Origin of the sequence: Curtobacterium sp. VKM Ac-1376 (assembly GCF_015351025.1) — a bacterium.
Lineage (GTDB): Bacteria > Actinomycetota > Actinomycetes > Actinomycetales > Microbacteriaceae > Curtobacterium.
In genome coordinates this window covers 1-12,601 of sequence record NZ_JADKRV010000018.1, presented here as the reverse complement: position 1 = coordinate 12,601, position 12,601 = coordinate 1, and the positions used below count along the sequence as shown (strand labels likewise).

Genomic DNA, 12,601 nt, shown 5'->3' with positions numbered 1-12,601 from the left:
GAAGATGCTCGAGCGTGTTGCGACAGAACACGCGTCGTTCGACAGGTGCCCTGTCGCAGAGCGCGTGCGCGCACGCGCTCGCGCGGAACGCTCAGCCCGCGGCGACGGCCTCCCACGCAACGGTCTCGCCGTAGCTCCGCTTGCTGAACGGCTCGAGCCCCACGGGCCACGTGGGCTCGGGGGAGCGCTTGCTCCGCTCGACCACGACGACGGCGTCCGCCGTCAGCTTCGGCGCCAGGGCCTCGAGCACCTCGGCGAGCTCGTGTTCGGTCACGTCGTACGGCGGGTCGATGAACACCAGGTCGAACGTCCGGACGGTCCCGCGCAGGTACCCGAGCACCGGCTGCGGCTGCACGTCGATACGGACGCCGGGCACCCGCTGCTGCACGGCCTTCGCGTTCGCGCGGCACGCCTGTGCCGCTGCGGACGCACGGTCGACCAGCACGATCTCGACCGCCCCGCGCGACGCGGCCTCGAGCCCGAGAGCCCCCGTCCCCGCGTACAGGTCGGCCACCGATGTGTCCTCGACGAGCCCCCGTGCCTCGAGCGACGAGAACAGCGCTTCACGCACCCGGTCGCTCGTCGGCCGGGTGCCGGACTTCGGCACCCGGAGCGTCAGGGAGCCGGCGGCGCCGGCGATGATGCGGGTCATGCAGCCACCGTATCGGCCCGGCGGGTCCGGTCCGCGTTCTCCACAGGCCCGTCCGGGAGGCGCGGGTGGGGTCGGTCGTGCCCGGTACCGTTGGAGCGTGGTCACCTCCGGAACCCCCGCTCCGCCGGCGGCGCCCGACCTCGGTCCGGCACCGCTCGACGCGCGGCTCGCGAACGTGCTCGGTGGTCGGACGGCGACCGCGATCGAGAAGGCCTTCGGCCACCGCACGGTGGGCGAGTTCCTCGAGCACGCACCCCGTCGCTACGCGGAGCGGGGTGCCCTGACCGCCCTCGACTCGCTGGCGATCGGCGAACCGGTCACCATCGTGGCCGAGGTGGTGGACGTCCGCGAACGCACCATGCGTGCGCGCCGCGGTTCGATCCTCGAAGCGAAGATCGGCGACGGCAAGGGACTGCTCACCCTGACGTTCTTCAACCAGGGGTGGCGCACGAAGGACCTCGTGCCCGGTGCCCGCGGCATCTTCTCGGGCAAGGTCAGCGACTACCGCGGTGCCCGGCAGCTCGCCCACCCGGACTACGAGCTCTTCGACCCCGACGACCCCCGCGCCACGGCCGACCCCGGTTCGGACGAAGCGATCCGGTGGTCGCGTCAGCCGATCCCGATCTACCCGGCGACGGCCTCCCTCACCTCGTGGCAGATCGCGAAGTCGATGGGGATCGTGCTCGACACCCTGCCGGACCTCCCCGACCCGGTGCCGGCGTCCGCGCGGTCACGGCTCGACCTCGTGCCCTTCCGCCGCGCCCTCGAGCTGCTGCACCGCCCCGAGAAGGTCGCCGACTTCAAGCGGGCGCAGGACGCCCTGCGCTACCGCGAGGCGTTCGTGCTGCAGACCGCGCTCGTGCAGCGCCGGATCGCGGCCCGTCGCACCGCCGCGACGCCGCGCGTGGCGGCAGCCGGTGGGATCCTCGAACGGTTCGACGCCGCTCTGCCGTTCACCCTGACCGACGACCAGCGGTCCGTCGGCGCGGACATCGACCAGGACCTCGCCCGGACCTGGCCCATGCACCGGCTGATCCAGGGCGAGGTCGGTTCCGGCAAGACCCTGGTGGCGATCCGCGCGATGCTCACCGTCGCCGAGACGGGCGGGCAGTCCGCGCTCATCGCCCCGACCGAGGTCCTGGCGGCCCAGCACCTGCGGTCCATCGTGAAGTTCCTCGGTCCCGACCTGGCAGCCGAACTGCGGCCGGTGATCCTGACCGGCTCGCAGTCCACCGACGAACGCCGCCGTGCGCTGCTCGCCGCCGTCTCGGGCAGCTCGCGCCTCGTCGTCGGCACCCACGCGCTCCTCGGGGACCGCGTGGACTTCGCCGAACTCGGGCTCGTGGTCGTCGACGAACAGCACCGCTTCGGCGTCGAGCAGCGCGAGGCCCTCCGCACGAAGGGTGCGACGCCGCCGCACGTGCTCGTGCTCACCGCCACACCGATCCCGCGCACGGTGGCCATGACGGTGTTCGGTGACCTCGACGTCTCGACCATCACGGGCATGCCGTCGGGACGCGCCGGCGTCGAGACGTTCACGGTGCCCCTGGCCGAGCACCCCGGCTGGGAACCCCGCATCTGGTCACGCATGGCCGAAGAACTGGCCAAGGGCCGCCAGGCGTTCGTCGTCTGCCCGGCCATCGACGATGCCCACACCGAGGACGACGGCGAGCCGGAACCGGCCGAGGGCGAGGACCGCGCTCCGGAGCGCGCCCCGGCGACCGTGCTCGCCACGGCCGAGCGGATGCGCACCATGCCCGTGCTCGAGGGGCGCACGATCGCCGTCCTGCACGGCCGGATGACCGCGGACGAGAAGGACCGCGTGATGACCTCCTTCGCTGCCGGTGACCTCGACGTGATCGTCGCGACGACCGTGATCGAGGTCGGTGTCGACGTGCCGAACGCGGCGATGATGGCTGTCCTCGACGCCGACCGGTTCGGGGTCTCGCAGCTCCACCAGCTCCGGGGGCGCATCGGCCGTGGGCAGTGGGCGGGTGTCTGCCTGCTCGTCACGACGGCCGAACTCGAGACCACCTCGCGCGAACGCGTCGACGCGGTGGCCGCCTCGGACGACGGCTTCGAGCTCGCGCGGGTCGACCTCGAGCTCCGGCGCGAGGGCGACGTCCTCGGCGAGCGGCAGTCCGGCGGCCGGTCCTCGCTCAACCTGCTCCGGGTGGTCGAACACGCCGACCTCATCGTCGACGCGCGCGAAGAGGCCGAGCGGGTGCTGGAGCCGGACCCCGAACTCGAGGGGTCCCCTGCCCTCCGCGACGCCCTTGCCCGACGCCTCGACGAGTCCGACGCCTCGTTCCTCGGCAAGAACTGACCGCCGGACGCAGCACCCCGGACGGTATCGTCGCTCCCATGGCGCAGATCGCGGTGGTCCCCGGTTCCTTCGACCCCGTCACCCTCGGGCACCTCGACGTCATCGGTCGGGCGGCCGGGCTGTTCGACGAGGTGCACGTCCTCGTGGTGCACAACCCGGACAAGAAGCCGGCGATGTTCGAGGCCGTCGACCGGGTGCGGCTCATCCGCGCGTCCCTCGCCGAGGTCGGCGCGCCCGACTCGGTGACCGTGGGCGAGTGGACCTCCGGGCTCCTCGTCGACTACTGCCGGCAGGTCGGCGCGAAGATCCTGGTCAAGGGTGTCCGCTCCGGCGAGGACGTCGCGTACGAGACCCCGATGGCGATCATGAACCGGCACCTCGCTGACGTCGAGACGGTGTTCCTGCTGCCCGAGGCTGCGCGAGCGCACGTGTCGAGCTCGCTCATCCGCCAGGTGTCGACGCTGGGCGGCGACGTCACGCCGTACGTGCCGAGGGCCGTCGCGGACGCGCTCGCGGCCCGCTGATCGCTGCCGCGTCCGGACACGCCTGTTGCCACCTCGACTCTCGGCTCCGATCGCGCTAGGCTTGTCGATCGTGTCTTCCCCCGTGAACAGCCCCTACGCCCTGCGCGTGCGCGACCTCGCGCACCGGCCGGGTGAGATGCGCGAGCACACGCTCGACATCGAGGTGCCCGACGCGATGGGCGCCGGTCTGATCGCCGTCCGACAGGGCGCGGAACTGCGCATCGACGTCCGGCTGGAAGGCCTCCACGAGGGCGTCCTCGTGTCCGGACACGCCTCGGCCGACGCGACGGGGGAGTGCTCGCGTTGCCTCATCGACATCAGCGAACCGATCGAGGTCGATTTCGCCGAGCTGTTCGCGTATGATGCCTCGGAGGATTTCGACTTCTTCGTTCGCGATGACCACGTGGACACCGAACAGGTCGTTCGAGATGCGGTGGTGCTGTCGCTGCCGTTCCAGCCGGTCTGCCGACCGGACTGCCCAGGACTCGACCCGGTGACGGGCGAACGTCTGGCCGACCTCGGCGAGCAGCCCGCTCGTCAGATCGTGGATCCCCGTTGGGCAGCGCTCAGCGCGGTCCAGCTCGACGACAGTGCCGAAGGATCCACCGACGGTGACACCACCGCGCCGAAGACCACCGAGGGCGAGGAGCGGACCGAGACCGAGTAGGTCCCGACTCTCAGCCCCCGCACCGACCACTGACCAACCGAAAGAGATTCACCATGGCCGTTCCCAAGCGCAAGCAGTCCCGTGCGAACACCCACGCCCGTCGTTCGCAGTGGAAGGCCACGCCGATCCAGCTCGTGAAGACGATCGAGAACGGTCAGGTCACCTACAGCCTCCCGCACCGCGCGAAGGTCGTCGAGGACTCGGCCGGCACGCCCCTGTACATGGAGTACAAGGGTCGCAAGGTCGCCGACGTCTGATCGGACCGAACGCATGACGACAACGTCCGGCGCTGCGGGGTCTCGCCCCGTGGGGCCGGACGTCGTTCGTCTGCAGGGCATCCTCGGGATCGACATCGACCTCGAGCTGCTCCAACTCGCCCTCACACACCGCTCCTACGCCTACGAGCACGGTGGCATCAAGCACAACGAGCGCCTCGAGTTCCTCGGGGACTCGATCCTCGGCCAGGCCGTGACCGTGAAGCTCTACACGTCGTTCCCCGACCTCGACGAGGGCGATCTCGCGAAGCGTCGCGCCAGCCTCGTGTCGACCGTGGCGCTGGCCGAGATCGCCCGCATGATCGGGCTCGGCAGCTACCTGCGGCTCGGCAAGGGCGAGGAGCAGACGGGTGGGCGCGACAAGTCGTCGATCCTGGCCGACACGGTCGAAGCCGTCATCGGTGCGACCTACCTGTCCGCCGGTGCCGACCCGGCGACCGAGCTCGTGCTCCGCCTGGTCGAGCCGCTCATGATCGACCCCGACCGCTTCGGCGCCGCCATGGATCCGAAGACGAGCCTGCAGGAGCTCGCCTCCAGCCGCTCACTGGGCAACCCGGCGTACCGGGTCACCGAGACCGGCCCCGACCACGACAAGACCTTCAGCGCGACGGTGGTCCTGCAGGGCGAGGACATCGCCACCGGCACCGGGTCGAGCAAGAAGGCCGCCGAGATGGCCGCAGCGCTCGACGCCTGGACCCGACTCTCCGGTCGAGCGGTCTGACGGCGTGCCCGAACTCCCCGAGGTCGAGGTCGTCCGAGCCGGCCTCGAACCCGCGGTCAGCGGTGCACGGGTGCTGCACGTCGACGTGGTGGACGACCGTGCCCTCACCCGGCACGACGGCCCCGCCGAGGACTTCGCCAACCGCCTGACCGGTCGCACCATCGCCGCCGCGGTCCGCCGGGGCAAGTTCCTCTGGATGCCACTGCAGCCCGAGCACGACGGTGATCGCCCCGAGGCGCTCGTCGCCCACCTCGGCATGAGCGGGCAGATCCTGCTCGGCCGTGGCCGACCGGCTGCGAAGCACCGGCGGATCCTCATCGACGTGGAGCCCGTGGGCACCGACCGCGCGGGTGCGGCGGAGCCGCGGGTGGAACTCGAGTTCGTCGACCAGCGCACGTTCGGCTCGATGGCGATCGACGCGATGGTCCCGACGATCGACGGCGCCCCCGCCGGGTTCGGCGGCCGGGTGGACGTCCTCGACCCCGATGCCGTGTGGCGCCGCTGGGTGCCGGGCCAGGTGTCGCACATCGCCCGCGACCCGCTCGACCCCGCGTTCGACGACGACCGCTTCGCCGCGATGGCCCGGAAGCGCTCGAGCGGCATCAAGCGTGTCCTGCTCGACCAGGGTGTCGTGAGCGGCATCGGGAACATCTACGCCGACGAGTCGCTGTGGGCCGCGAGGTTGCACTACGAGCGCGCCGCCGACCGGCTCACCCGTGCTGACCTGCGACGACTGCTCGACGAGGTCCGCGCCATTCTGCGCCGCGCGCTCGAGGACGGGGGGACGAGCTTCGACGCCCAGTACGTCAACGTGAACGGGCAGTCCGGCTACTTCTCGCAGCGGCTGAACGTCTACGGCCAGCAGGGGAAGCCCTGCCCCCGCTGCGGCACGACGATCGTGCGCGAGGCCTTCATGAACCGGTCGAGCCACATCTGTCCCGTGTGCCAACCACGTCCCCGCGCCCGCACGCGTTAGCCTGACGCCCAGCAGCAGCACAGCGCCGCACGAGCGAGCACACCCGGAGACCGCATGTACTTGAAGAGCCTGACCATCAAGGGGTTCAAGTCCTTCGCGCAGCCGACGACGTTCGCGTTCGAACCCGGTGTCACGTGCATCGTCGGCCCGAACGGTTCCGGCAAGTCGAACGTGGTCGACGCCCTCGCCTGGGTGATGGGGGAGCAGGGGGCGAAGACCCTCCGCGGCGGCAAGATGGAGGACGTCATCTTCGCGGGCACCTCCACCCGCGGTCCGCTCGGTCGCGCCCAGGTGCTGCTGACCATCGACAACAGCGACGGCCTGCTGCCGATCGAGTACTCCGAGGTCACGATCGCGCGCACGCTGTTCCGCAACGGCGGCAGCGAGTACGCCATCAACGGCGAGAACTGCCGGCTGCTCGACGTGCAGGAGCTGCTGAGCGACACCGGCCTCGGCCGTGAGATGCACGTGATCGTCGGGCAGGGGCAGCTCGACAAGGTGCTGCACGCCACGCCGGAGGACCGCCGCGGCTTCATCGAGGAGGCCGCTGGGATCCTGAAGCACCGCCGTCGCAAGGAGAAGACCCTCCGCAAGCTCGACGCGATGCAGACGAACCTGACCCGCCTGTCCGACCTGGCCGGTGAGATCCGGCGACAGCTGAAGCCCCTCGGGCGCCAGGCCGAGGTCGCGCGCAAGGCGCAGTCCGTCGCCGCGGTCTTCCGTGACGCCAAGGCCCGCATCCTCGCCGACGACGTGGTGCGCCTGCGCCGCGAACTGCACGACCACCAGGAGGTCGAGGCGGGCCGGAAGTCCGAGCGCATCGTCCTGACCGAACGGCTCGACCAGACCCGGGTGCGCCAGCAGCATGTCGAGCAGAGCATGGTCGGGGACGACGTCGACCGCGCCCGCACCGTCGTGCACCGGCTCGAGAGCGTGCAAGAGCGCCTGCGCGGGCTGTCGAGCCTGGCGAACCAGCGCCTGATGTTCCTGGCGCAGCAGGCCGACGCGCCGCAGCAGGGCCCGACCGTCACGCCGGAGCAGGTCGCCGGGATCCGCGCCGAGGCCGACCGCCTCGTGGCCCGGGCCGACGAGATGCAGGGCGGCTCGGCGACGACCGCCCGTGCCGTGCAGGACGCACGGGCTGCGCTCGACGCCCTCGACGAACGCATCGCCGCCCAGGCTGCCCGGGTCTCGCAGCACGACCTCGAGGCGCAGCGGCTCGCCAGCGCGGTCGACGTCGCCCGGTCGAAGCGCGGTTCCGCCGTCGCCGACCGCGAGCGGCGGGAGCGGGCACTGGCCGAGGCCGGGGAGCGTGCCGAGCGTGCCGCGGCGGCCCTCGCTGAACTCGGTGTCGACCCGTCCGAGGGCGTCGACGAGACCGCACTCGCGCAGACCCTCGAGCAGGCGCGTGCCGAGCTGGAGCGTGTCCAGACCACCCGCGACGAGCAGCGCGACCGGTTGCACGCCCTCGAACGCGAGCGGGACGCCCTCGACGCCCGGGTCACCGCGCTCGGCATGTCGATCGAGGTGCGTGACGGGTCGCAGGCGCTCATCGACGCCGGCCGTGCGGGCGTCGTCGGACGCCTGGCCGACAGCCTGACGGTGGCGTCCGGGTTCGAGGCCTCGATCGCCACGGCCCTCGAGGGCCTGGCCGACGCCGTCCTCGCCGACGACCGCCGGACCGCACTGGACGCCGTCGACCATGCCCGTGCCGCCGATCTCGGACGGATCGACGTCGTGGTGGCCGACGCCGCAGCCGTCCCCGCCGACCTGCCCGAAGCCCTGCCGGTCGGCGTCCGCCGCGCCACCGACCTGGTGCAGGGACCGCCGGCGCTCGCGTCGATCCTGCGCGACACGCTGGTCGCCGAGACCGACGACGTCGACCTGGAGGCCGTGCTCACCGCCGCCCCGCACGCCACGGTGGTCACGCGGTCCGGTGACCTCGTCCGTGCGGTCCGCGTGACCGGTGGCGGGGAGCGCGTGACCTCGCGCATCGAGCTCGTCGCCGAGCGCGACGACGCGGTGACGCGACGCGATGCGATCGCGACCGACGCCGAGGACGCGGCCACGGGCCTCCAGGCTGCCCGCAGCGCCGTCGAGGACGCACGCCGCCGCGCGGACGAGGCCGACGCAGCATCCCGCGCCTTCGCTCGGGCGAAGGCCGAGTACGACCGGACCAGCGCCTCCACGCGGGCGAAGGCGGAGAACGCCGTCGCCGAGGTCGATCGCCTGCGCGCGGCCCTCGCCGAGACCGACGGCGCCGTGGAGGCAGCCGAGGCGGCCCTCGCCGAGGCCGAGGAAGCACACCGGACCTTCACGGAGCAGGAACGACCGGTCGTCGACGCGTCCGAGCGCCCGGCCCTGCAGGACGCGCTCGAAGCCGCACGCGCCGCCGAGGTCGAGCAGCGCATCCAGGTCGAGACCGTGCGCGAGCGCGCACGGTCCGAACGGAACCGTGCCGACCAGCTCGAACGCCAGCTCGAGGCCGAGCGTGCCGCCGCAGAGGAAGCTGCGCGGCTCGCGGTCATCCGTCGCGGGCAGATCCGGACCGCCGAGGCCGTGCTCGCTGACCTGCCCGGGGTGCTCGGAGCGGTCGACCGCTCGCTCGCCGAGGCCCGGGTGCAGCTGGCGACGGAAGAGGCCGAGCGGTCGAAGCGCAACACCGAGCTGCAGACGATCCGGAACGAGGAGCGCGAGCTCCGGGACCGCCTGCAGACCATCACCGACGGTGTGCACTCGCTCGAGATGGAGATCTACGAGAAGAAGCTGCACGTGTCCGGCGTACTCGACCGGGCGCAGAGCGAGCTCGGGCTGACCGAGGCCGTGCTCGTCAGTGAGTACGGGCCGCACGTGCCGGTGCCGGTCGACGTGCTCGTGGACCCGCGGGTGCTCGCGCGGAAGCACCGCGAGGCGGAGCGCGCAGCGGCGGCTGCGACTGCCGGAGTGGCGGGCGTGACCGAACCGGAGGACACGGACGCCCTCGCCGACACCCACACCCACACCCTCGCCGACACCGACACCGACACCGACACCGACGCCGACACCGACACCGACACCGTCGCCCACGTCGATGCCGTCGTCGTCGTGGACGCCGAGTCGACGTTGCCCGGCGGCCCCGCACTGCCCGAGTTCGACGCCACCGACGCGATCGACCCCGCCGACGTCGAGACCGTGCCCTACGTCCGCGCGGAGCAGGAGCGCCGGCTCAAGACCGCCGAGCGCGACCTCGGACAGCTCGGCAAGGTGAACCCGCTCGCGCTCGAGGAGTTCCAGGCCCTCGAACAGCGGCACGCGTTCCTCGCCGAGCAGCTCGAGGACCTGCAGAAGACCCGCAGCGACCTGATGACGATCATCGACGAGCTCGACACGAAGATGCAGACGATCTTCGAGTCGGCGTTCAACGACACGAGGGAAGCGTTCGACGTCATCTTCCCGATCCTGTTCCCGGGCGGCTCGGGCTCCATCACCCTGACCGACCCGAGCGACCTGCTCGGCACCGGGATCGACGTGCAGGTGAAGCCCGCCGGCAAGAAGATCGACCGCCTGACCCTGTTGTCCGGCGGCGAGCGGTCGCTTGCGGCCGTGGCGCTCCTCGTCGCGATCTTCACCGCGCGGCCGTCGCCGTTCTACATCATGGACGAGGTCGAGGCGGCACTCGACGACGCCAACCTCGGTCGCCTGCTGACGGTGTTCGAGCGGCTCCGCGAGTCGTCGCAGCTCATCGTCATCACGCACCAGAAGCGCACCATGGAGATCGCCGACGCCCTGTACGGGGTGTCGATGCGACAGGACGGCGTCTCCGCCGTCGTCGGGCAGCGGGTGCAGAAGCGCGAGCCGGCGGACGCGGTCGCGTAGCCGAGCCGCTCGGCAGGTCACGCGCTCAGCGACACTTCGCGGGCGTCCGGAGCCGTGGATCGTCGACCAGCCCGAAGAGTCGGTCTGGGTCGGGACGCGACCCACGACGGGCGGGACCCACGACGGACGGGAGGCACGGTGCCAGCTGGCACCGTGCCTCCCGTCACCAACGTGGCGACGGCTACTTCGCGTCGGCCTCCGCCGTCGTCGGCTCGCCCGTCGGTGTCAGGCCGCGCTCCTGGCGCTTCTTCGAGACGACCAGCGACGCGATCGTGGCGACCGTGATCGTCAGCAGGATGAAGCCCAGCGAGAACCAGATCGGGATCTCCGGCGCCCACTCGATGTGCTGCCCTCCGTTGATGAACGGCAGCTCGTTGACGTGCATCGCGTGGAAGACCAGCTTCACACCGATGAAGGCGAGGATCACCGCGAGGCCCTGGCCCAGGTAGATGAGCTTCTCGAGCAGGCCGGCGATGAGGAAGTAGAGCTGTCGGAGCCCGAGGAGCGAGAACGCGTTCGCCGTGAACACGATGAAGGCGTCCTGCGTGAGGCCGAAGATCGCCGGGATCGAGTCGAGTGCGAACAGCACGTCGGTCAGGCCGATCGAGACCATGACGAGCAGCATCGGGGTGAAGAGGCGCTTTCCGTCGACGCGGGTGGTCAGGCGGTCGCCGTCGTAGTCCTTCGAGGTCGGGATGATGCGGCGCAGGATCCGGATGAGCCGGGAATCGCCCTCGGACGCGTCGTGCTCGTTGCCGCCCTTGACCTGCGACCAGGCGAGCCAGAACAGCAGTGCACCGAACAGGTAGAAGACCCACGAGAAGTTGTCGATGATGGCGACGCCGGCCGCGATGAAGCCCCCGCGGGCGACGAGGGCGATGGCGACACCGACCAGCAGGACCTTCTGCTGGAACGCCTTCGGCACCGCGAAGGTCGTCATGATGATGAGGAAGACGAAGAGGTTGTCGACGGACAATGCCTTCTCGGTGAGCCACCCGGCGAAGTACTCGCCGCCGGCCTGTCCGCCGCCGAACACCCAGACACCGACACCGAACAGGATCGCGAGGGCGATGTAGAAGGCCGACCAGAACGCGGACTCGCGGATCGTCGGCTCGTGGGGCGTGCGGACGTGCGAGTAGAAGTCGAAGACCAGCAGCGCCAAGATGCCAGCGATGGTCAAGAGCCAGACGAAGAGTGGGACGTCCACAGTGTTCCTTCAGGGATAGGGCGCTGCCGCGAAAAACGGGTACGCCGAGGCCTGAAGGTCTCTTCCGCCGCACTGCCCGGGAACCCGTGCCGCACGACCGGCGCCCCGGGCCCGGATCGTTCCGGACCGTACTGACGGGGACACCGAGAGGGAATACTCCCCTTCGTGTGACCGAGCATACCGGGCACAGCGGACATGCGCCGCGTCCTAAGCTGGGAACATGGCGAGTTCCTGGTCACTGTCCTCACGGCTGCGCGGCCTCTTCCAGCGCAAGACGATCGACGACACCACGTGGGAGGACCTCGAGACCGCCCTCATCGGTGCCGACTTCGGTCCGGACATCTCCGAGGCGATCATCGAGGACCTGCACGCGCGCGTCGACCGGTACGGCACGACCGACCCCGCCGACCTGCAGCGCATGCTGCGCGAGGTCCTCGAGGAACGGCTGTCGAAGCTCGACACCACCCTGAAGCTCAGTGCCCGGCCCGCCGTGGTGCTCGTCGTCGGGGTGAACGGCGTCGGCAAGACCACGACGATCGGCAAGTTCGCCAAGTTCCTGAAGACGTACGACCGCACGGTGCTCGTCGGGGCGGCGGACACGTTCCGCGCCGCGGCGGTCGAGCAGGTCGCCACGTGGGCCGGGCGCGCCGGCGTCGACGTCGTCCGTCCCTCGCAGCCCGGGCAGGACCCGGCGTCGGTGGCGTACCAGACGGTCGAGAAGGCGATCCGCGACCAGACCGAGATCGTCGTCATCGACACCGCCGGCCGTCTGCACACCAAGGCCGGGCTGATGGACGAGCTCACCAAGATCAAGCGCGTCGTCGAGAAGCAGACCGAGATCAGCGAGGTCCTGCTCGTCCTCGACGCCACGACCGGGCAGAACGGACTCGCGCAGGCCCAGGCCTTCATCGAGGGTGCCGGGGTGACGGGCCTCGTCATCACGAAGCTCGACGGCTCGGCCAAGGCGGGGTTCGTACTGAGCGTGCAGGAGAAGACCGGCATCCCGATCAAGCTCATCGGGCAGGGCGAGGGGATCAACGACCTGACCGGCTTCACGCCGCACGTCTTCGTGCAGAACCTCGTCGGCTGAGCGAACGCGTTCCCGCGCCGAGGAGTAGCGTCCTCCACGGCCCGGGCGTCTGCTCGGTCTCGTTCCAGGGATAGGAGACCCTCATGCCCGCACTGCTGATCATCGCGATCATCGTCGGCCTCGTCCTGCTCTTCAGCGGCATCTTCGTCGGTGCGCTGAAGATCCTGCTCTGGGTGGGCATCGTGCTCATCCTGCTGGCGGTCATCGGCTGGCTGCTCCGGACCATCCGCGGTCGCGCGTAGCGACGCAGCGTCCCGTCCGGACGCACCTGAACAGACGGGAGGCGCGGTGCCAGCTGGCACCGCGCC

Annotated in this window: 11 protein-coding genes; 9 read left to right on the top strand and 2 right to left on the bottom strand. The window is 70.8% G+C overall.

Annotated features, from left to right (window positions below):
• Nucleotides 1-91 precede the first annotated feature (91 nt).
• The gene (locus ITJ56_RS15525) at nt 92-652 is read right to left on the bottom strand and encodes an RsmD family RNA methyltransferase (RefSeq protein ID WP_194631533.1); all 561 of its coding nucleotides are present in this window, start codon (nt 650-652) and stop codon (nt 92-94) included.
• A gap of 97 nt (nt 653-749) precedes the next feature.
• On the opposite strand from ITJ56_RS15525, the gene ITJ56_RS15520 reads away from it, so the two are divergent.
• From ITJ56_RS15520 to ITJ56_RS15490, 7 genes are all read left to right on the top strand, one after another.
• Nucleotides 750-2,978 carry an ATP-dependent DNA helicase RecG gene (locus ITJ56_RS15520; RefSeq protein WP_323749838.1) on the top strand — a complete coding sequence of 743 codons (2,229 nt, stop codon included), beginning with the start codon at nt 750-752 and terminating at the stop codon, nt 2,976-2,978.
• A gap of 38 nt (nt 2,979-3,016) precedes the next feature.
• Complete coding sequence (coaD, locus tag ITJ56_RS15515; protein WP_194631531.1) at nt 3,017-3,502, top strand: pantetheine-phosphate adenylyltransferase; 486 nt, start codon at nt 3,017-3,019, stop codon at nt 3,500-3,502.
• 82 nt (nt 3,503-3,584) lie between these two features.
• Entirely contained in the window at nt 3,585-4,169 is a 585-nt protein-coding gene (locus tag ITJ56_RS15510; RefSeq protein WP_194631563.1) for a DUF177 domain-containing protein, read from the top strand.
• A 53-nt stretch (nt 4,170-4,222) separates the two neighbouring features.
• The gene (gene rpmF / locus ITJ56_RS15505; RefSeq protein WP_017888273.1) at nt 4,223-4,426 is read left to right on the top strand and encodes a 50S ribosomal protein L32; all 204 of its coding nucleotides are present in this window, start codon (nt 4,223-4,225) and stop codon (nt 4,424-4,426) included.
• 13 nt (nt 4,427-4,439) lie between these two features.
• Entirely contained in the window at nt 4,440-5,165 is a 726-nt protein-coding gene (rnc, locus tag ITJ56_RS15500) for a ribonuclease III (RefSeq protein ID WP_228518030.1), read from the top strand.
• Between the two features lie 4 nt (nt 5,166-5,169).
• The gene (gene mutM / locus ITJ56_RS15495) at nt 5,170-6,141 is read left to right on the top strand and encodes a bifunctional DNA-formamidopyrimidine glycosylase/DNA-(apurinic or apyrimidinic site) lyase (RefSeq protein WP_194631530.1); all 972 of its coding nucleotides are present in this window, start codon (nt 5,170-5,172) and stop codon (nt 6,139-6,141) included.
• A 54-nt stretch (nt 6,142-6,195) separates the two neighbouring features.
• A complete protein-coding gene (locus ITJ56_RS15490; protein WP_194631529.1) occupies nt 6,196-9,996 on the top strand; it encodes an AAA family ATPase in 3,801 nt (1,266 codons plus the stop codon).
• A gap of 181 nt (nt 9,997-10,177) precedes the next feature.
• On the opposite strand, the gene ITJ56_RS15485 is transcribed toward ITJ56_RS15490, so the two are convergent.
• Nucleotides 10,178-11,203 carry a TerC/Alx family metal homeostasis membrane protein gene (locus ITJ56_RS15485; protein WP_194631528.1) on the bottom strand — a complete coding sequence of 342 codons (1,026 nt, stop codon included), beginning with the start codon at nt 11,201-11,203 and terminating at the stop codon, nt 10,178-10,180.
• 220 nt (nt 11,204-11,423) lie between these two features.
• On the opposite strand from ITJ56_RS15485, the gene ftsY reads away from it, so the two are divergent.
• Nucleotides 11,424-12,293 (top strand): signal recognition particle-docking protein FtsY, encoded by an 870-nt coding sequence (gene ftsY, locus ITJ56_RS15480; RefSeq protein ID WP_194631527.1) that lies wholly within the window; start codon nt 11,424-11,426, stop codon nt 12,291-12,293.
• An 83-nt stretch (nt 12,294-12,376) separates the two neighbouring features.
• Nucleotides 12,377-12,535, top strand: coding sequence for a hypothetical protein (locus ITJ56_RS15475; protein WP_194631526.1), 159 nt, complete (start codon nt 12,377-12,379; stop codon nt 12,533-12,535).
• Nucleotides 12,536-12,601: the final 66 nt, after the last annotated feature.